Raw genomic sequence first — 18,320 nt, 5'->3', positions numbered from 1 at the left:
GTTTCCATCCAGTCGGTGTTGGCTTGCGGCTTGATCCCCGCCCTGCGGCCAATGACCCCTCCCAATGCAACCATCGCGGGGATCCCGACAAAGTCGAGCGGTACGTTCATGCGTTCAGCGATGTCGACCACCCAATCTCTGAGGTCTGTCGGCAGCATTTCGGGCCGGAACGGCGGGACTGGCAGCAGCTTATCGGGAAACGGCAGAGGATCAGGCCATTCTTCTGTGTCCTCGGCGAGGTGCATTGCAGCTTCGTGCCGCCCCTGAGGAACACGGGGAAGGGCCAGCCCTGCCTTCCAGCCACTTGCGAGGGTCGCATCCACTTCCTGTTCCGGCAAGCCAGCCGCGAGCCCTGCGGCTCGCAAACTGGAAATGGCTTCCTGCTCGTCGAGCTGACCACCAGCCGAAAGCTGCGCAATCGCAAAGGCGGATTTGTTCAACTGGTTGTTGCGCTCGCCTTCAGGCGACTGCCGGAGAACCGCTACTTCGCGTTCGAGTGCCGACGCGCCGTAACGAGTGGTAAGCTCGGAGGGCTGGCGAACAGCCTCCGTCTCCCACTTCGGCTCGCTGGCACCCCCTGCCGAACTGGCAGGCTTCGTTACCAGATCGCGAAGCCACTGCGGCATCTCTGCAAGCTCGACCAGTCCCGGCGGCTGGTGGTAAGTGTAAACTACCCCTGTTTCATGGATGCTCCCAGCGGCAACAACGTAACCGCCATCTCCCCGAACGTCTGCAGAGGGGAAAATTTTAGTGCCGTTGCGAATGGTGCCGCCCGGATGGCGAAAGTACCAGTGTTCGCCCCGTGCGGTCTTCACAACAATAGTGCTCGACGGCAGCCCCCTACGACGCGCTTCGGCGATCGCATCATCGCTATCAAGATCGAGGACGACAATTCCTGATACGGCCCCAGTGACGATGCCGACGTTGCCATCGTCCACTGCCCACCTTGCGATGGTTTCGAGGGGCGCACGCTGAGACTGATACTGCTCCCAACGGCACCGAGGCTTTTTTCCACGCCGCTCAAGCGGGATCACACTCCAGCCCCGGGAGTAAGGATCATGCCAGATAGCCGGGAGATCAGGCGCGTTCGTTGCGTTAGTCATGCGCGCCTCCCGTAAGAACGGTGGCCGCATTTGCGGCAGCTTTGAACCTGAGCGTATAAAAGCCAGCAAGGCGTTGCGCGCGATAGGTGGGGAGGGTAGGGTTGCGGTGCAAATAGCCGACCAAAGCTTTGCACAGAACCTCGGCCTCCAAAGCCGGGGTTTTGTTTTTCATGATCCAGCCTCCTTCGATCAGGCGTCTGCGGCTGCAGCTTGAGCGGTAGATGAGAAGCGGCGCTGTGCGCGCCACGCTTCAATGTCGGCTGGGGCATATAGGACCTTGCCGGTCCGGCCGGGTGTCTTGTGAAACGGGGGGCCTTCCCCGCGGACGCGCCAGTTTTCCAATGTGGCGGGGCTTACCCCGATGAAAGCCGCTGCTTCGCGGCTGGGAATCAAAATGTCCACTATCGATACTCCACGTTGGCCACCGCGTAGTTGCGATGACTTCAGTGGAATCGGCAGAAGCACATGGTCGGGGTATGTCGCGAAATTAGGATGCAACTGCGGCGGATTGGCTTATTAATATCAGATGCTTGCGAGCAAAACTGCGGCGGTTGATGCGGCAGAAGTGCGACAACTATGGGTTGTGCACCCATCTCAAGCGGTCGCTGACACGCCACCCGTCCTGATAACGTTCCTGCCACTTTGCGAACGTAGACCGAACGAGAGGCTTATCGCTCTGTCTATTTTTCGGGTCCGCGTGCCACTGGAGATACGCCGTATACATGGCAAACGGACCCAGTGGGTCTTTGGGTGGGTTCTTAAATGCCTTGTCTATGAACGTTATTGCTCCATTCTGCCTTGGACTTACGCGCTGTTGTTGCCATCTTTGCGTCGGTTGCGGCGCCTTAGCCCCTGCGGATGGATGCGCATCCAGCAGCACATCAAGGTCATCCGAATGAAAGGATACTTCATAAAGCTTGATGTGGGTGGAGTCAGGTCCGGAAGAACCCCTCTCCGCTTCCGGAACAACCCAAGTAGCAAAAATTCCAGTCTGGTATTGGGCTGTTTGATTACTAATATCCCTATTAAACCAGTTCCAAAAATAGCTGGGAATTGCCGGCCATCTGTCAAGCTGATCTGTATAAGCGGGATGGCCATCCCAGCAAACGCATCCAGGAGGATCCTCGCCAGAACTGAAATCCCCCCGAGTTGCTCGGGACCTTAGCGACCCTTCCTCAGCCCACACGCCGAGCGTTCGCTCCGGCGCTTCCAAGCCTGCGGTGCGCAATCGCTTCATCGCCTGCAAACTCGAAATCCAATCGCTCATGCCCTTACCCCCGAAAGTTGCACCACTTTGGTCTGTTCTGTCCCCGTCAGCACGCGATCCACATGCGTTGCCCACGCCTCCAGCGCCGCACGCTTCTCATCCTTCCAGTTGTGCCGCTGGTAAATGCCGACAATCCCGCTGCGCGAGCCGCTGATGTGGTTCAACACGGCCTCGGTCACTTCGAGCCGCACACCCAGCCGCTGGAGCCCTGTGGCCAGCGTGCGCCGCAGATCGTGCAGCCGCCAAGGCTCGGGCGGGGTCATTTCGTCTTCGCTCGCTAGGTCGATAACGATCTTGTCGAGTCGGCGCTTGGCACGGCTGTAGCCGCTTACAGAGGTTTCGCCTGTCGTGCTGAACACGAAGCCCTTGCGCGGCCATCGTCCGCTCACGCCAATGCGCTCGGCCAAACCGTCCAGAACGGTCAAAGCTGCCCCCGAGAGCGCGTTTTCAGCGGCCTGCGCATTCTTTGCGCGACACGCTGGAAGAGACCAAGTGCCGGCCGTTCGATCGAGCTCCGACCACTCCATCGCCGCGACTTCCTCGCGGCGAGCGCCGGTCAGAATGAGCAGGCGCACCAGCGGGCCGAAGGGGTAGCCAAGTTCATCAGTGCCGCGCCAGACAAGAGCGAGTTCATCATCCGAAAGCACGCGGTCGCGAGATGGCGGGAGCGGCGGCGGCTTCATCCCCTCGATCGGGGAACGGTCGATGTCCTCCTGCTCAACCGCCCAACTGAACATGCGCCGCAAAACGGCGAACAGGTTTGAAGCGGTCGCGGTCTTGTCCAGAACCGGCGCCAAAGCGGCCTTGATGTCCTTGCGGGTGATGTCCGGCAGCGGCGTATTGCCGATCACCGGCACGGCGTAGCTCGCGAGCAGGCTGTACACGTACTTGTGCGTTGCGGCCCACTCCTTGAGCAAGCACTCCTGATAAAACCTTTCGACATAGGGCTTGAAGGCCAGATCGATAGCCTTCCGGACTTCGCGAACCTTTTCCCTTTGCGGGTCGATGCCGTTAGCCACGGAAAGCGCGAGCATCTCGGCCTTCTTACGTGCGCCATCGGTTGTGAGCTTGCCATGCTTGCCGATGGTGAAGCGCCGCACCTTCGCGCCCCTCCCACCCATGCGGTACTGGTATACATAGACCTTCGAACCGGCTGGCGTGACCTTCAAGCCAAAGCCGCCAAGGCGATCGTCCCATAACATCCAGTCCTTCGCCTCAGGCTGGGCTGCGTCAACGCTGGTCTTGGTGATGCGTACTGTTGGCATGTGATTGCTAGCCTTCCCACAGCAATCACGGTACCATTGGTTTCGGTGATCAGCAATGGGTTCGGGTGAGCCATCTACCGAGTAAATACGGGACAACAAGCCGCAGCGGCTAGCAAACCTAGAGCCTGCTCAGCTAATTTACACCGAGAGGGTCGGGGGTTCGAGCCCCTCACCGCCCACCAGTCTTTCGACGGCATAGGCTGCGGTTATCGGCAGGCCACAGCAAAACTGATTGGTCCGCAATCGGGCGCCGGGTTATCCCTTGTCCTGCGATCCGGACCCCTCAGGCAACTGTCACACTCCCCCGCGGCAGCGGCGAGGGCGGACCGTATCGAGCCGGCCTGCAGCGGTTGATCCCGCCCCCAACACTTGCAGCCGCACGGGCCGGCTCGAATCCGTTGCAGTCTGTGCCGGGCGGTCAGCCCAGGTCGATGTCCGCCGGCTCGAGTCCCTCGATCCGGTGTTGATGCACCGCCACGTAGGCCTGCTCGAGCGCGCGAGTATATCCGGTGCTGTCGAACAGTGGGGTCGTCAGGCGGTTTTCCGCCAGGCGGGCACGCAGCGCGGCGAGGCGGCCGGGGCTGGTGGCGAGTTCCAACGCGAGGGCTTCATAGGCGGCGTCGCTATCGACCACCAGTTCGGTCAGGCCGACCGCATTGACGAGGCTTGTCGCGACGCGGGCGATGAACGAACGGCCGGGGCGGGTCAGCAGCGGAAGGCCGGCCCAGAGCGCATCACTCGCGGTGGTGTGCGCATTGCAGGCAAAGCAATCGAGGAACAAGTCGGCCGCGCGCAGCCGCGCGAGGTGCTCGGCGTGCGGCATCCATGGCGCGAAGACCAGCCGCGCCGGATCGACCCCGCGCGCCAGCGCCTCGCGGCGCAGGTTGTCTTCGGCCCAGTCGTTGGACTTGAACAGCCACAGCACGCTGCCCGGCACCGCCTGCAACAGGCGCATCCAGATATCCCACTCGCGCGGAGTGATCTTGTAGGCGTTGTTGAAGCAGGCGAACACGAAAGCCTCGTCCGGCAGGCCGAGTTCGGTGCGGGTTGGCGCCTTGGCCGCGATGGCGCGCGCGTCGTCGTTTGGCTGGTAGGAGCCGGGCAGGCGGATAACCCGCTCGCTGAAATGCGCGCGCTCCTCGTCCGGGATCGTCACGGCATCGCCGATGAAGTAATCGAGGACCGGCGCGCCGCTGGTTCCGGGATAGCCGAGGTAGCCGATCTGCACCGGGGCGAGGCGGTGGGCGAACAGCGCAAAGCGGTTGTCCTGAGTATAGCCCTTGAGGTCGACCGCGATATCGAGCCCGGCCTCGCGCGCAAGGTCGGCTACGGCGGCATCTGGCAGATCGGCGATATCGACGAAGCGGTCGACATGGTCCTTGAGCGCCTCGCGCTGCGCGCCCTCGCGCGTGAGGCCATAGCTCCAGACCGAGATCTCGAACCGGCTGCGATCGTGGCAGCGGAAGAGGCCGGCCATGAGGTGCATGGTGGCGTGGTCATGGAAATCGGCGGAGAAGTAGCCGACGCGGATGCGATCGCCTTGCGCGCGCGGCGCAAAGGGCGCCGGCACGATCGCGGCATAACGGGCGGCATACGCTTCCGCCCGCGCGCGTTGACGCGCCGGATCGTCGTCCATCGCGATGATCCCGCCAGGCGAGATCGCCTCGCCGGTAATGCCCAGCGTGTCGGCCAGCTGGGCATACTCGTCGAGCGCCCGCCAGTCGCACAGCTGCATCTGCTGGATGAGCTTTTGCCCGCGCAGGAAGGGCTGGTCCGGTTCGAGTTCGAGCGCGTGCTCAAGGGCGGCGAGTGCCTCGTCGAGTTCGCCGATCTGCTGCAGGATAACGCCGATGTTGGCATGCAGTGCGGCCATTTCGGGCTTCTCGCGCAGGGCAAGTGCGAAGAAATCGAGCGCCTCGCCGAACTCCCTGCGGCGAAACAGGATGAGGCCGAGATTGTTGAGCGAATTGACGGCGCGCGGATCCAGCGCCAGCGCGCGGCGGTAAGATGCTTCGGCGGCGGCAGGGTCCGCGGCCAGCAGCAGCGCGCCCAGCCGTTCGTGCAGATCGGTGCTGCTCGGGACGTGCGCGATCCCCGCGCGGATAACCTCAGCGGCGCGGCCGGCCTCGTTGCCGCGCTCCAGCTGGAGGGCAAGATTGAGCCGCGCATCGATATGGCGGGGATCGATCGCGAGCACCTGTTCGAAGCAGGCGACGGCTTCGTCGGTCCGGCCAAGTTCGAGCAGCGCGAGGCCGAGGCTGTTGCGCGCGCGCACGTCCTTCGGTTCGGAAGCGCACAAGGGCCGCAGCAGTTCCGCCGCCTCGGCAAACTGGCCGAGCAGATGATGACACAGGGCGCGGTAGTAGGTCGCCTGGGTGTTCTGCGGCGCCAGCTTGGCAACGCGGGCGAGCACGGCAATGGCATTGGGATGGCGACCGAGCTCGTAAAGCGAGATGCCGTGGACGAAAAGCGTATCGACCGAATCGGGCCGCACCGCGAGCGCCTTGGCGAAGGCGGCTTCGGCGCGCGCGAAGTCCTTGAGGCCAGCATAGCAGGCGCCGAGCACGTTCTGCGCGGTAAAGTCGTGCGGGAAGGCCGCATCGAACGCGGCCGCGGCGGCCTCGAACGCGGGGCGCGGCCGGGTGGTGAAGGTTCTCACCAGCTGGTCGATCTGCTGCGGCGAGGGCGGGGAGCCGGCGAGCGGTGCAGTGGTCATGGGCTTCAGGGTTCCGATCGGCGCGCATTCGGCCACCGGACCGGGGCGCGGCGCCTCTGTCGCCTATGGCGCCTGCGTTGCAGAATTGTTGCGAGAGCGGCGCCCGCGCTCAGCGCACCGTATCGGCAAGCATGGCGTCTGTGCGGGGGCCGGACCAGTCGTGCGAGCCGATCATGCGCCAGACTTCGCGCCCTTCAGCGTCATAAAGCACGGTCGTGGGGAGCACGCCTGTCCCATAGTGCTGGCTGAGCACGTTCTCGGGATCGAGCCAGGGGGCGAGGCGGGTGAGCTTGCGGTCCTTGAAGAAGGCGCCGACCGCGTCGGCCTGATCGAGATCCTGCGATACCGTGAGGACATGGAGCTTGCCCGCCTTGGCGGCGGCGAGGGCGTCCAGCGTGGGCATTTCGAGCACGCATGGGCCGCACCAGGTGGCCCAGAGGTTGATGAGCAGCGGCTTGCCCTTCAGATTGAGCGTGCGCAACTTCTTGCCCGAAGGATCGGTGAAGGTGAAATCGGGGAGGGCGGCGCCGCGATTGGAAATGTCTAGCGTGCCGTTGAACGGGCCACCGTCATCGGCGCCTTCGGCAGGGGCGGCTGCGGTGCTCTGCGGTTGCGTGTCCGCCGGGGTTTGCCTATCGCACCCGGCAAGCAGGCCCGCGGCGAGGAGCGCCACGGGCAGGACCACGAAAGCAGGCGGACGCAGCGACATGAGCGGCAATTCAGGCTCCAACCAGATGTGGGGCGGGCGCTTCGCGGCGGGCCCTTCGGCCGTGATGCGCGAGATCAACGCCTCGATTCCCTTCGACAAAGCCCTTTGGCGGCAGGATATCGCCGCGTCAAAGGCCCATGTGGCCATGCTGGGCGCTCAGGGGATTGTCTCGGCCGAGGATGCCAAGCTGATCGCCGAGGGGCTTGATCAGGTCGCCGCCGAGTATGAGGCCAATGGGGTTCCGGAGAACTGGGACCTTGAAGACATCCACATGACGACCGAGAGCCGGCTGGCCGAGCTGATCGGCGCGGCGGCGGGGCGGCTCCACACCGCGCGCAGCCGCAACGACCAGGTCGCGACTGATTTCCGGCTCTGGGTTCGCGATCAGGTGGATCAGACGGGCGCCGCCTTGCAGGCGCTGCAGGCCGCGCTGGTAATGCGTGCGGGGGAGCATGCGGCAAGCATCATGCCGGGCTTCACCCACCTGCAAACCGCGCAGCCGGTTACGCTGGGGCATCATCTGATGGCCTATTACGAGATGATCGGGCGCGACCGTTCGCGCTTTGCCGATGCGCGGGTGCGGATGAACCAGTGCCCGCTGGGCTCTGCCGCGCTGGCGGGGACGGGTTTTCCGATCGACCGGCATGCGACGGCGGCGGCGCTCGGGTTTGACGGGCCGACCGCGAACAGCCTCGATTCGGTTTCGGACCGCGATTTCGCGCTCGATTTCCTGATGGCAGCGGCGCAGTGCTCGCTGCACTTGTCGCGCCTCGCCGAAGAGTTCGTGATCTGGGCGAGCCAGCCCTTCGGTTTCGTGACCTTGCCTGACAGCCTTTCGACCGGCAGCTCGATCATGCCGCAAAAGAAGAACCCCGATGCGGCGGAACTGGTGCGCGGGCATGCGGGGCGGATCGTGGGGTGCCTGACGGCGCTGATGATCACGATGAAGGGCCTGCCGCTCGCCTATTCAAAGGACATGCAGGACGACAAGCCGCCGGTGTTCGAGGCAGCCTCGCTGCTGGCGCTTTCGATCGCGGCAATGACCGGCATGGTGGCCGAGGCGACCTTCCGCACGGAGCGGATGCGCGGCGCGGCGGAGCTGGGCTATGCCACCGCGACCGATCTGGCCGACTGGCTGGTGCGGCAGGCCAACATTCCCTTCCGCGAGGCGCATCATATCACCGGCAGTGCGGTGAAACTCGCCGAAGCCCGCGGCGTGGCACTGGATCAGCTGGCGCTGGCGGACCTCAAGGCAATCGATCCGCGTGTGGACGAGCGGGTGTTTGCCGCGCTGTCAGTCGAAGCCAGCGTTGCGGCGCGCGCCAGCCATGGCGGAACCGCGCCGGACGAGGTAAGGAAGCGCGTGGCCGAGGCGCGCGTTGCGCTGGGGCTGGAGGCATGATGCGCAAGGTTCGCACTCTTTTGCTGCTGGCCGTGGTGGGCACGGCGCTGACCGCATGCGGCGCGCGGCGCGAGCTCTTGCCGCTGCAGGGCCGCGCCCTGCCGCCCGCGCCTTATGGCCGCGAGGATAAGCCGAGCGCGGATTCGCTCCTCACCCCGCCGGTGCAGGCCAAACCGCAGCGCAATATCGAATTGCGCAGCCGCTCGGAGGACCGCGAGGACGACCCGTTCGACTTGCCGCCCGAAGACTGAGAATCCTTTTCCGGCCAAGCGCCGGACCCCAATTTCCAGGACTACCCGATGGATCATTTCGAATATCGCGGCGGCGTGCTTCATGCCGAAGACGTGCCGCTGCCCGTGATCGCCGCTGAAGTCGGCACGCCGGTCTATGTCTATTCGCGCGCGACGCTGACCCGTCATGCCCGCGTTTTTCGCGATGCGCTTTCGGTGCTTCCGAAGGTCCATCTCGCCTTTGCGGTGAAGTCCAATCCCAACCTCGCCGTGCTCAAGGTGCTGGCAGCGGAAGGCTATGGCGCCGATGTCGTCTCGGCGGGCGAGCTCGACCGGGCCTTGGCGGCGGGCATTCTGGCGGCGGAGGTGGTGTTCTCGGGCGTCGGCAAGACGGCGCGGGAAATGCGCCGCGCGCTTGAGGCCGGGTGCGGGCAGTTCAACCTCGAAAGCGAGGAGGAGGGCTGCGAGCTCGCCGAGATCGCGCATGCCATGGGCCTTGTCGCCACGGCCACCTTGCGGATCAATCCCGATGTCGATGCGGGGACGCATGAGAAGATCTCGACCGGCAAGGCGGAGAACAAGTTCGGCGTTCCCTATGACCGCGCGGCGGGCATCTACGCGCGACTGGCGGCGCTGCCGGGCCTCGCCATGCGCGGCATCGCGCTCCACATCGGCAGCCAGCTTTCAAGCCTCGATCCGCTGGAAGCGGCGTTCACCAAGGCCGGGGCGCTGATGCGCGCGATCCGCGCTGAGGGGCACAGTGTGACCCACATGGACCTCGGCGGCGGGGTTGGTGTTCCCTACAAGGCGGGCGAAGTGTTCCCGCAGCCTGCCGAATATGCCGCGATGGTCGCGCGCGTCACGAAGGACTGGGACGCGACCCTGATGTTCGAGCCGGGGCGCGTGATCACCGGCAATACCGGCGTGTTGCTGACCGAAGTGGTGCGGGTGAAGGACGGGGCGGTGCATCCCTGGGTTGTGGTCGATGCGGCGATGAACGATCTGGCGCGCCCGGCGATGTATGATGCCTGGCACGATTTTGCCGCCGTGGCGCCCGATGGCACGCGCATCACTGCCAACATCGTCGGCCCGATCTGCGAATCGAGCGATACCTTCGCCAAGGCGCGCGATATCGACACAGTGCGGCGCGGCGAACTGGCGGTGTTCCGCACCGCCGGGGCCTATGGCGCGACGATGGCCAACACCTACAACTCGCGGCCCATGGTGCCCGAGGTGATGGTTGACGGCGACAAGTGGGCCGTGGTCGCGGACCGGATCGAACCTTCGACGATCCTTTCCGCCGAGCGCGTGCCGAGCTGGCTCGAATGAGCCTGCCCAGCCTTCCCTTGTTCCACCGCCTTGCCGGGCAACCGGTGGTGGTGCTGGGCCATGGCGAAGCGGCGGAGGCGAAGCGGCGGCTGGTCACGCGCGCGGGCGGCAAGGTGATCGAGGATCTGGCCGAGGGCATCGATATCGGCGCGCGGCTGGCGTTCATCGCGCACGAGGACGAGCGCGCCTGCGAGGCCGATGCGATCCGCGCGCGCGGGGCGGGGCTGCTGGTCAATGTGGTAGACCGGCCCGCGCTGTGCGATTTCACCACGCCTTCGATCATCGACCGCGCGCCCGTGCTGATCGCGGTCGGCACGGGCGGCGCGTCTGCGGGCCTCGCCAAGGCGCTGCGGCTGCGGCTGGAGCGCCTCTTGCCGCAAGGGCTGGGCACACTGGCCGAGGCGCTCTACGCCGCGCGCGTTGCCATGCGCGCGCGCTGGCCAACCGGCTCCGAACGCCGCCGCGCGCTCGATGCCGCGCTGGAGGAGGGCGGGCCGCTCGATCCCTTGCGTGGGGGCGGGGATGTGGGTGCGTGGCTGGCCGGCGGGGCGGACGGCACTTCGGGGCGCTTTACGATCACCTTGCGCTCTGCTGATCCCGACGATCTTACTTTGCGCGAGGCGCGGCTGCTGGGGCAGGCCGATGCCGTGGTGGCGGGGCCTTCGGTGCCCGCTGCCGTGCTGGCGCGGGTGCGCGCGGATGCAGCGCGGCTTGCGCCGAGTGAGGTGGAGCCTGAGGGTGGGATCGTGGTGGAGATAGAGGGGGCTTAGGGCGCCCCGGCTGACTGACTGGAAATGGGTGGTTAGCGGACATTCATGCTATAACTTGCCTGACAGCGGTCGAGCGTCAGCCGGAAAGACCGGATGCAATCACATTGTACTCCCGTCATCTGCGCTTGCCGCAATGGGTAAGCGACCGGTTAGCTTTAGCCGCGAGGAAGGATCGCGCATGCAGCGAGATAGTAAAGCGGTTCTGAGACTTACTGGCCTTTCTGACGTCGAACAAAATGCTTCAATCGCTCCACTATACCTTGGGCAGTTACCGTGCGCCGATCATAGCTATATGTTACTTCAGCACTAACAATCTGCGTCACCATCCATTGACGTTGTGCAGGGTTGGCTTTGTTCCAGTTGGCAACAATACCTTCGTCGACCGCTGTGTCCGCCATCGCATCCGCGAGATAAGCTGGATCGTCTTCGTCAAAGCCGAGGGCTCGCATTATGTGTTCATAGGCGGCAGCCCAAGTTTCAAGCCCGCTGGCTTCGTCGATCGCGGTGGTGATGCTGAACTTCATCGTTGGACGTTAGGCCGCTGCGCGATAACTTGGAAGGGTTTCGTCGTTATTCAGGAGAGTTTACGCGGCAAATCGATTGAAAAATCTGCGAAAAAATTGGCTACTTTCCAAAAAGAATGAAACTGGGGGGGCGTGCACAACTGACCGCATTTCGCCCGAATATCCCCGGTTGCGAGCAAGCGGCCGCCTTATCATCCGCTCGTCGATAAAAGAAACAAGCGCTTCAGAAACCGACCGCCCCCTCACCCCTCCTTCGGCGCAGCCAGCAAAAAGTTCATCCAGCTGCTCGCGACCAGCTTTTCGCGGTCGCCCTGCCAGGCTTCCACGCGCACATTGGCGACGCGGCGGCCCGCGCGCAGCACTTCGCCCATGGCGTAAGTGCGTTCCTTCAGGCCGCCGCGCAGGTATTCGATGTTGATGTTGACCGGCTTGATCCGCGCCGGGTTGCCCTGCCGGTCGAGCTCGGCGCGCAGGGCGGCGTGGGCGGCCATTTCGAGCAGGCCGCCGATCGCGCCGCCGTGCAGGAAGCCGGGGCGGCCTTCGACCTTGCCGGCAAAATCCATCGCGACGACGGGGACGCCGTCCTCAATGCGGTCGATCTCCATGCCCATGGTGCGGGCATAGGGGGGAAGGTGAAAGCTCATGGCTTGGACCAGCCTTCGCCGGCTACCAGCATGAAAATGCCGGCGGTGTGGGCAACAGGATCGGCAATGTCGCCATCGTGGGCGATGCCCCGCACGAAGGCCATCGACCGGCGCACCTGATAGCATTCGGCGCGGGCGATCACGGTCTTGCCCGGGGTCGCGGCGCGGACGTAGTCGATGCGCAGGTCGAGCGTCACTTGCGGGTTGAAGTGGCCCTGCCGCGTCCAGACCGACATCGAAGTCGCGTTGTCGAGCAGGCTGATGATCGGGCCCGATGCGAGCACGCCGGTTTCCTCGACGCCGACGAGGTCCTCGCGCCAGGGGAGGGCAAGCTCGATCCAGTCCTCGCCGTGATCGTGGTATTCCATGCCGAGGAAGCCGGTGTGGCCCGCACGGGTGAACCAGCGCGCGCCGCGTTCGGGATCGAACACGAAGTCTCCGGGCATGATCGTCTTGAGGAGGCCTTCGGCCTTTTCATCCTTGCTCATTGGAGATGTCCTGCCGGGGCGGGGGCGCGGTGACAACCATCTTTATGAGGCATCATTTGTCAGGCCGGATCAGAACGCGCTACCCACCATGGCGTCGAGCGCACCTTGCAGGATGAGCGCGGCGGCGTGCGAATCGATGCGCTCGGCGCGGCGGGCGCGGCTGAAATCCTGTTCGATCATCGCGCGTTCGGCGGCTTGCGTGGTCCAGCGTTCATCCCAGAGCAGGATGGGAAGGCCAAGATCGGCGAGATTACGGGCCATGGCGCGAGCGGCCTGGCTGCGCGGGCTTTCGCTGCCGTCCATGTTGAGGGGGAGGCCGATGACGAGGCCTTTCACACTGCGCGCCGCGATCAGCGCGGCGAGTTCGGCCTTGTCCTGCGCAAACTTGCGGCGCTGGATCGTCTTGCCGGCGGTGGCGAAGCGCCAGTCGCGGTCGCACAGCGCGACGCCAATGGTCTTGGTGCCCGGATCAAGCCCCATGAGCGCGCCGCCTTCGGCAAGGGCGCCGCGCAGTTCGGCCGCGCTGGTGGTGATCATCCGGCCGGCCGGCGCTGTGCGAGCCACGCCGCCTCGCGCTTGGCAACATCGGCGCGGACATTGGCCCAGAACAGCGGCACGTCATACACGTGGTAGTTATTGCCCGGCAGCACATAGGGGCCGAGGTCGGGCGCATCGCCGATCAGCAGCAGCCCGGTCTTCGCATCGCAGCGTGCGGGAATGCCAAGCCTGGTCAGCTTGCCGGTGTCGAGTTCGCGCGAGGGGACCATCGTGCCGAGATTGGCGCTGCCGGGCGCCGCAGCCGCGGCTCCGCCGGTGAGCGGGTTGGTGCAAAGCACCGGCCCCTCGCCCTTCGGCTTGCCGTCGAGCCCCGGTTCTGCGCGGTAGGTATCGAGCATCATGCGCGCGTCGGGCGGTTCGGCAAAGCTCATCCAGCTGAGCGCACAGCCGGCCTGATCGGGCGCGGTGCAGGCGGGCATGCCGGTTTCGGGCAGATCATGCGCGGGCGAGACCGGCCAGCCGATCATGTAGGCCGCGATCACGCGCGCCGCGAGCGGGGTGCTGCGCACATCGTCGCGCAATAGGTGCATCAGGTGCAGCGCGCCCTGGCTGTGGCCCGCGAGCACGATCGGCGCATCGGCGGGCACGGCGGCAACGAAGGCGCGGAAGGCGGCGCGCACGTCGCCATAGGCCACCGCGCGCGCTTTCAGCGTTTCGGGCTGGTTGACTAGGAAGCTGCCGAAGGCGGCCTGCCGGTAGTAGGGTGCGAAGACCGCCGCCTGGCCATTGAAGGCACTTGCCATGCCGCGCACGAACAGCGCGGTGCGATGGCGCGTGTCCTCATCCGCGATGGGGCCGTTCCAGTGGTCGCGGGCGAGATAGCTCGTCGGGTGGATAAAGAAGACATAGGCCTCACCCTGCGCCGCGCCGGGCGTGCCTTCGGGCCTGTACTGCGCGGGATCGTCCTTCGTGCCGGGGCGCGAGACCCACATGGCAGGATTGTCGTAGGTGCCTGCCTGAAGGGCCGGCTGCGCCTCGAACGCGCCGCGCGGCACAAAGGCGAAGCGAGTGAGTTCGGCCGACCAGATGAGCAAGGCGATCCGCGCGGCAATCACCAGGAAGATGAGCAGCGCGACGAAATAGAGGAACTTGCGGGCCATGGCGGCGTCAGTCCGCGTCTTCGGGGCGCTTGTTGTGCTCTGCCTGCCGCTCGAGCGCGATCTTGAGCATGACCACCAGCGGATCGGCCAGCGCGAGGCCGAGGATGCCGAACAGCACGCCGAAAATGAGCTGCGCGCCCAGCACCAGCGCGGGGGCGAGATCGGCGGTACGCTTGGCGACCATGGGCACGATCACATTGCCGTCCACTGTCTGCACCACGACATAGACGATGATGCAGTAGACTCCCATGGCCGTACCGCCGGAAAAGCCGACGAGGATCATGAGGAGGCCCGAAATCGGCGCGCCGATATTGGGAAGGAACACGAGGAGGCCCGTGAGCAGGCCAAGCAATGCCGCCATCGGCACCCCGTAGATCGCGAGTGCTGCCCAGGTGCAGACGCCCTCGACGACCATGCCGAGCATCCGGCCTGCCAGCAGCATGCGCAGCGTGCGGCCCATCCGGTGGGTGGTGCCGTGAAAGTGTTCGCGGCTCGATGCCGGGAGCATCCAGGCAAGGCCGCGCTGGTAAAGATCGGGCTCGAGCACGAAATAGATGCCGAGAATCACGATGATCAGCAGCGTGGTCACCCCGCCGAACAGGCCGCCCAGCGCCTGCGTCACCTGTCCGACGCCGCCAAGGAGCTGTTGCACCAGTGCGCCCACATCGCTGCGGCCCATTGTAAGGCCGTGCGCACTGGCCCAATCGAGCACGCGCTGTGCCTGCGCGGTGATCAGCGGCGGCATTTGCGCGGCCTGCGTCATGATCTGGCTGCCCGCAAATTCGACCACCCAGGCAAGAAACGCGGCGGTGAGCAGCAGCACCACCGCAACGCGCCAAGGCCGCCCGATCGGCAGCACGCGGCCGAGCAGGCGCTGTCCGCCGTCGATCAGCATGGCGAACACGAAGCCGCCGAAAATCACCAGCAGCGGATGGGCAAGATAGACGACGAGCGCGGCCAGCGCGGCCATGCCGATCCACACCGCGGCGCGCTTGGCTTCCTGCCGAACGATATCGTCGCGGATATCAGTGGGGCCGGCTCCCCCGCGGGAGGTGGTGGTCGGCTCGTCGCTCATGGTTTGCTCGCGGCTTTCGGCTGCAGGATCATTGGGCGCAATTTGAGCGAAGCGCGCGCGCCCCGCAAGGCACCGTACCAGGTGAGCGGGTTCCAGGTTTCGGTGCCATTGAGCGAATAGGTGATGAACTCCGCCCGCCCGCCGATGTCCGCCAGCGGGACGGGGCCGCCAAGGCCCTTCTCGATGATGGGCGCACGGCTGTCGGCCGAATGGTCGCGGTTGTCGCCCATCAGGAAGGCATAGCCCGGCGGCACTTTCGTTTCGGGATAGTTGTCGAGGGGCTGGTGACGGTGATCGATGATCCGGTACGTCGCGCCGCCCGGCAGCGTCTCGCGGAAGATCGGCAGTTCGCAATACTGCCTGCCATCGGCCCCGCGGTAGCGAAGACCCGGAAAGTCATCGGGATCGCAAGGCTGGTTGGGATCGACCGGCAGTTCCAGCGGGGCCTCGGCAACTTGAGGCACGGGCTTGCCGTTGAGGATGATCTGCCCGTTCACCACCGCGATCCTGTCGCCCGGCAGCGCGACGACGCGCTTGATGTAGTCCTCGTCGCGGTCTGGCGGGACGACGATGACGATATCGCCGTAGGCCGGAGTCGCGGGCAGGATGCGGGTCTTCGAACGCGGCAGAAAATGCATCGAGGCGGAGACCCACGACCAGCCGTAGGGATACTTCGAGACGACGAGCTGATCGCCGACGAGCAGATTGGGCATCATCGAGATCGAGGGGATGTAGAAGGGCTTTGCCACAAAGCTGTGGAAGCCGATTACCGCGAGCAGCATGAGCATGAGCCCGCGCATTTCGGCGAGCCAGTTGGTGCTCTGCGGCTCGGCGGACCGGCTTTCCCGGGTTTCGGGGATGTCGTTCAATCAGCACCTGCAGCAATGGGGCGCGCTTCGATCACTACGAAGGCCTGCGCCCAGGGGTGGTCGTCGGTCAGGGTGAGATGGACCACCGCCTCATGGCCTGGCGGGGTAATGGCGGCAAGGCGCGCAGCGGCACCGCCAGTGAGCGCCAGTGTAGGCGCGCCGGAGGGGGCGTTGACCACGCCGATGTCCTTCATGAACACGCCGGCCTTGAAGCCCGTGCCGACGGCCTTGGAATAGGCTTCCTTGGCGGCGAAGCGCTTGGCCAGGGTGCCAGCCTTGGTGAAGGGGCGGCGCGCGGCCTTGGCCTGTTCGAGCGGCGTGAACACGCGCTGTTCAAATCGCTCGCCGAAGCGGTCGAGCGAGGCCTGGATTCGCTCGATATTGCAGAGATCGGAGCCCATGCCGATGATCATGGCGCGCTCGGGAGGGCGCGGAGCAGTGCAACCGGCAACACGATGCAGAAGCCTGCAAGAGCGAAAGCGCGAAGTGCAGAGGCAGCTTCGTGCCTCAGCACCCCGCCGATGGCTTTGAATGAAAACGCAGCTGCACCCAGAGCGAATGCCAGCCACGACAAGCGATAGACCAGAAGCAGGCCTGTCCACTCACCCCAGACCGCTAGCGCCAATACGACCCACAAGATTGAAAACACCAGCAATGCAAGCGCGGCCAACAAGGCGAGGAATTGACCGACGACGTCGATGGTTGCGCGAAAATGAGTCACCGCGCCGCATCCATCAGTTCGCGCATCCGCAGCACCGCCGGGGCAAGGCCGGTAAAGATCGCCTCGCCGATCAGGTAGTGGCCGATATTGAGCTCGGCCAACTGGGGAATCGCGGCGATGGCGGTCACGTTGTCATAGGTCAGGCCGTGGCCTGCGTGGGGCTCGATGCCGTTCTTGGCGGCGAGTGCGGCCATGTCGGCAATGCGCCTCAATTCCATGGCGCGGGCCTCGCCCTCGGCATGGGCATATTCGCCGGTGTGGAGTTCGACGACGGGCGCACCGAGCTTCATCGCGGCCTCGATCTGGCGCGGATCGGGCGCGATGAACAGGCTGACGCGGATGCCGGCATCGGCGAGGCGGCTGACGATGGGGGCGAGGCGATTGTGTAGGCCGGCGGCATCGAGCCCACCCTCTGTGGTACGCTCCTCGCGCCGCTCGGGCACGATGCAGGCGGCGTGCGGCTTGTGGCGCAGCGCAATCGCCAGCATCTCCTCGGTCGCCGCCATCTCCAGATTGAGCGGGAGATTTGTCGCGGCCTGGATCCGCGCCAGATCCTCATCGCGGATATGGCGGCGATCTTCCCGCAAATGCGCGGTGATCCCGTCACCGCCGACTTCGGCGACGATCTGGGCCGCGCGCACCGGATCGGGATGATCGCCGCCGCGCGCATTGCGGATCGTGGCTACGTGATCGATGTTGACGCCGAGGCGGAGGCGCCGGGGGAGAATCGCGCTCATCAGGCGGCGCGGCTCCCCGGCTTGATCGCGGGCGTTGCGGCGAGTTCGGCGGGAACTTCATCTGGCGCGTAAGTCGGGAAATTGAGGCTGACGAGAGGGTAGAACGGCACGCCGAGATCCGCCGTCCCGGCCGAGCGGTCGACCAATGCCGCGCCTGCCACCACAACGCCGCCTGCCGCCTCGATGGCGGCGATCGCCTCGCGGCTGGAAAGGCCGGTGGTGACAACGTCCTCGACCATCAACACCTTTTCGCCTTCCTTGAGCGAAAAGCCGCGGCGCAGCTCGAACGTGCCGGTCGGGCGCTCGACAAACATCGCCTCGACGCCGAGTGCCCGGCCCATTTCGTGGCCGATGATCACCCCGCCCATCGCGGGTGAGACGACCTTGGCGATCTGGTGGCGCAAGTCGCGCGGCAGAGTCGCGGCAAGCGCGGCGGCAAGCCGCGAGGCGCGCATCGGGTCCATCAGAACGCGCGCGCACTGGAGGTAATGCGCGCTGTGGCGGCCCGAGGAGAGCAGGAAATGCCCCTCGAGCAGGGCCTCGCTGGCGCGGAATTCGGAGAGGATTTCGTCTTCCTGCATGATCATCCGTTCGGAAGCGGGGCCGGGGCCCGCAGAACACTGTATGGGACAAGGTCCATAGCGAAGCCGCGCGCCCTACGCTACGGGGGACTGCGGGCCGGGTGATATTCGGGTTATGCCGTAGAGCTTTAGGGCAAAGTGCGGGGAGCGTCGTGCCTTGCCCCAAAAAAAGGCGCTCTGGCGCTTGAGGCTTGCGGCGAGCGCGCGTATAGGCCCCTGCAATTGAAGGATT

Annotated in this window: 20 protein-coding genes; 4 read left to right on the top strand and 16 right to left on the bottom strand. The window is 65.2% G+C overall.

Annotated features, from left to right (window positions below; translation table 11 throughout):
• The 5 genes from WCL10_RS07780 to WCL10_RS07760 all read right to left on the bottom strand — a co-directional run.
• Positions 1–1,103 (bottom strand): bifunctional DNA primase/polymerase (locus WCL10_RS07780; protein ID WP_336895067.1); only part of this gene is annotated, 1,103 nt, incomplete at its 3' end.
• Positions 1,096–1,275: a hypothetical protein gene (locus WCL10_RS07775; protein ID WP_336895066.1), complete on the bottom strand. Its 180-nt coding sequence runs from the start codon at positions 1,273–1,275 to the stop codon at positions 1,096–1,098. The genes WCL10_RS07775 and WCL10_RS07780, both read right to left, overlap by 8 nt.
• 1,091 nt (positions 1,276–2,366) lie before the next feature.
• Positions 2,367–3,635, bottom strand: a complete 1,269-nt coding sequence (locus tag WCL10_RS07770; protein WP_336895065.1) for an integrase arm-type DNA-binding domain-containing protein — start codon at positions 3,633–3,635, stop codon at positions 2,367–2,369.
• Positions 3,636–4,053: 418 nt separating this feature from the next.
• Positions 4,054–6,351: a tetratricopeptide repeat protein gene (locus WCL10_RS07765; RefSeq protein WP_336895064.1), complete on the bottom strand. Its 2,298-nt coding sequence runs from the start codon at positions 6,349–6,351 to the stop codon at positions 4,054–4,056.
• 109 nt (positions 6,352–6,460) lie between these two features.
• Entirely contained in the window at positions 6,461–7,060 is a 600-nt protein-coding gene (locus tag WCL10_RS07760; RefSeq protein ID WP_336895063.1) for a TlpA disulfide reductase family protein, read from the bottom strand.
• Positions 7,061–7,085: 25 nt separating this feature from the next.
• Here WCL10_RS07760 and argH point away from each other — a divergent pair, with 25 nt between their 5' ends.
• From argH to WCL10_RS07740, 4 genes are read left to right on the top strand one after another with little or no spacing between them, the layout of a single operon-like run.
• Positions 7,086–8,462 carry an argininosuccinate lyase gene (gene argH, locus WCL10_RS07755; RefSeq protein WP_336895084.1) on the top strand — a complete coding sequence of 459 codons (1,377 nt, stop codon included), beginning with the start codon at positions 7,086–7,088 and terminating at the stop codon, positions 8,460–8,462.
• Positions 8,462–8,713: a hypothetical protein gene (locus tag WCL10_RS07750; protein ID WP_336895083.1), complete on the top strand. Its 252-nt coding sequence runs from the start codon at positions 8,462–8,464 to the stop codon at positions 8,711–8,713. The genes argH and WCL10_RS07750 overlap by 1 nt, the downstream gene beginning before the upstream one ends.
• A gap of 48 nt (positions 8,714–8,761) precedes the next feature.
• Positions 8,762–10,021, top strand: a complete 1,260-nt coding sequence (gene lysA / locus WCL10_RS07745) for a diaminopimelate decarboxylase (RefSeq protein ID WP_336895062.1) — start codon at positions 8,762–8,764, stop codon at positions 10,019–10,021.
• Complete coding sequence (locus tag WCL10_RS07740) at positions 10,018–10,791, top strand: NAD(P)-dependent oxidoreductase (RefSeq protein WP_336895061.1); 774 nt, start codon at positions 10,018–10,020, stop codon at positions 10,789–10,791. Before lysA ends, WCL10_RS07740 begins: the two co-directional genes overlap by 4 nt.
• A 209-nt stretch (positions 10,792–11,000) precedes the next feature.
• Here the strand turns inward: WCL10_RS07740 and WCL10_RS07735 are convergent, their stop codons facing one another.
• From WCL10_RS07735 to pyrE, 11 genes are all read right to left on the bottom strand, one after another.
• Positions 11,001–11,315 (bottom strand): hypothetical protein, encoded by a 315-nt coding sequence (locus WCL10_RS07735; protein ID WP_336895060.1) that lies wholly within the window; start codon positions 11,313–11,315, stop codon positions 11,001–11,003.
• A 242-nt stretch (positions 11,316–11,557) separates the two neighbouring features.
• Complete coding sequence (locus tag WCL10_RS07730; protein WP_336895059.1) at positions 11,558–11,959, bottom strand: PaaI family thioesterase; 402 nt, start codon at positions 11,957–11,959, stop codon at positions 11,558–11,560.
• The gene (locus WCL10_RS07725) at positions 11,956–12,405 is read right to left on the bottom strand and encodes a PaaI family thioesterase (RefSeq protein ID WP_336895082.1); all 450 of its coding nucleotides are present in this window, start codon (positions 12,403–12,405) and stop codon (positions 11,956–11,958) included. Before WCL10_RS07725 ends, WCL10_RS07730 begins: the two co-directional genes overlap by 4 nt.
• A gap of 111 nt (positions 12,406–12,516) precedes the next feature.
• On the bottom strand, positions 12,517–12,984 hold the full coding sequence (gene ruvX, locus WCL10_RS07720) for a Holliday junction resolvase RuvX (protein WP_336895081.1): 468 nt from the start codon (positions 12,982–12,984) through the stop codon (positions 12,517–12,519).
• A complete protein-coding gene (locus WCL10_RS07715; protein WP_336895058.1) occupies positions 12,981–14,105 on the bottom strand; it encodes a DUF3089 domain-containing protein in 1,125 nt (374 codons plus the stop codon). The genes ruvX and WCL10_RS07715 overlap by 4 nt, the downstream gene beginning before the upstream one ends.
• A gap of 7 nt (positions 14,106–14,112) precedes the next feature.
• Positions 14,113–15,180 (bottom strand): AI-2E family transporter, encoded by a 1,068-nt coding sequence (locus WCL10_RS07710; RefSeq protein WP_336895057.1) that lies wholly within the window; start codon positions 15,178–15,180, stop codon positions 14,113–14,115.
• Positions 15,177–16,049, bottom strand: a complete 873-nt coding sequence (gene lepB, locus WCL10_RS07705; protein WP_336895056.1) for a signal peptidase I — start codon at positions 16,047–16,049, stop codon at positions 15,177–15,179. Before lepB ends, WCL10_RS07710 begins: the two co-directional genes overlap by 4 nt.
• On the bottom strand, positions 16,046–16,462 hold the full coding sequence (gene acpS / locus WCL10_RS07700) for a holo-ACP synthase (RefSeq protein ID WP_336895055.1): 417 nt from the start codon (positions 16,460–16,462) through the stop codon (positions 16,046–16,048). The genes lepB and acpS overlap by 4 nt, the downstream gene beginning before the upstream one ends.
• Positions 16,459–16,770, bottom strand: a complete 312-nt coding sequence (locus WCL10_RS07695) for a hypothetical protein (protein WP_336895054.1) — start codon at positions 16,768–16,770, stop codon at positions 16,459–16,461. Before WCL10_RS07695 ends, acpS begins: the two co-directional genes overlap by 4 nt.
• A complete protein-coding gene (locus tag WCL10_RS07690) occupies positions 16,767–17,507 on the bottom strand; it encodes a pyridoxine 5'-phosphate synthase (RefSeq protein WP_336895053.1) in 741 nt (246 codons plus the stop codon). Before WCL10_RS07690 ends, WCL10_RS07695 begins: the two co-directional genes overlap by 4 nt.
• On the bottom strand, positions 17,507–18,088 hold the full coding sequence (gene pyrE, locus WCL10_RS07685; RefSeq protein WP_336895052.1) for an orotate phosphoribosyltransferase: 582 nt from the start codon (positions 18,086–18,088) through the stop codon (positions 17,507–17,509). Before pyrE ends, WCL10_RS07690 begins: the two co-directional genes overlap by 1 nt.
• Positions 18,089–18,320 lie beyond the last annotated feature (232 nt).

The sequence above is a fragment of the Novosphingobium sp. genome, assembly GCF_037133355.1.
Lineage (GTDB): Bacteria > Pseudomonadota > Alphaproteobacteria > Sphingomonadales > Sphingomonadaceae > Novosphingobium.
The sequence above is the reverse complement of the archived record's forward strand: the minus strand, read 5'-3'. Positions and strand labels throughout refer to the sequence as shown.

What these genes read in the sequence shown, in the direction of transcription:
- WCL10_RS07775 (WP_336895066.1), bottom strand. Translation starts at nt 1,275, where the DNA reads ATGAAAAACAAAACCCCGGCTTTGGAGGCCGAGGTTCTGTGCAAAGCT.
- WCL10_RS07770 (WP_336895065.1), bottom strand. Translation starts at nt 3,635, where the DNA reads ATGCCAACAGTACGCATCACCAAGACCAGCGTTGACGCAGCCCAGCCT.
- WCL10_RS07765 (WP_336895064.1), bottom strand. Translation starts at nt 6,351, where the DNA reads ATGACCACTGCACCGCTCGCCGGCTCCCCGCCCTCGCCGCAGCAGATC.
- WCL10_RS07760 (WP_336895063.1), bottom strand. Translation starts at nt 7,060, where the DNA reads ATGTCGCTGCGTCCGCCTGCTTTCGTGGTCCTGCCCGTGGCGCTCCTC.
- argH (WP_336895084.1), top strand. Translation starts at nt 7,086, where the DNA reads ATGTGGGGCGGGCGCTTCGCGGCGGGCCCTTCGGCCGTGATGCGCGAG.
- WCL10_RS07750 (WP_336895083.1), top strand. Translation starts at nt 8,462, where the DNA reads ATGCGCAAGGTTCGCACTCTTTTGCTGCTGGCCGTGGTGGGCACGGCG.
- lysA (WP_336895062.1), top strand. Translation starts at nt 8,762, where the DNA reads ATGGATCATTTCGAATATCGCGGCGGCGTGCTTCATGCCGAAGACGTG.
- WCL10_RS07740 (WP_336895061.1), top strand. Translation starts at nt 10,018, where the DNA reads ATGAGCCTGCCCAGCCTTCCCTTGTTCCACCGCCTTGCCGGGCAACCG.
- WCL10_RS07735 (WP_336895060.1), bottom strand. Translation starts at nt 11,315, where the DNA reads ATGAAGTTCAGCATCACCACCGCGATCGACGAAGCCAGCGGGCTTGAA.
- WCL10_RS07730 (WP_336895059.1), bottom strand. Translation starts at nt 11,959, where the DNA reads ATGAGCTTTCACCTTCCCCCCTATGCCCGCACCATGGGCATGGAGATC.
- WCL10_RS07725 (WP_336895082.1), bottom strand. Translation starts at nt 12,405, where the DNA reads ATGCCCGGAGACTTCGTGTTCGATCCCGAACGCGGCGCGCGCTGGTTC.
- ruvX (WP_336895081.1), bottom strand. Translation starts at nt 12,984, where the DNA reads ATGATCACCACCAGCGCGGCCGAACTGCGCGGCGCCCTTGCCGAAGGC.
- WCL10_RS07715 (WP_336895058.1), bottom strand. Translation starts at nt 14,105, where the DNA reads ATGGCCCGCAAGTTCCTCTATTTCGTCGCGCTGCTCATCTTCCTGGTG.
- WCL10_RS07710 (WP_336895057.1), bottom strand. Translation starts at nt 15,180, where the DNA reads ATGAGCGACGAGCCGACCACCACCTCCCGCGGGGGAGCCGGCCCCACT.
- acpS (WP_336895055.1), bottom strand. Translation starts at nt 16,462, where the DNA reads ATGATCATCGGCATGGGCTCCGATCTCTGCAATATCGAGCGAATCCAG.
- WCL10_RS07690 (WP_336895053.1), bottom strand. Translation starts at nt 17,507, where the DNA reads ATGAGCGCGATTCTCCCCCGGCGCCTCCGCCTCGGCGTCAACATCGAT.
- pyrE (WP_336895052.1), bottom strand. Translation starts at nt 18,088, where the DNA reads ATGCAGGAAGACGAAATCCTCTCCGAATTCCGCGCCAGCGAGGCCCTG.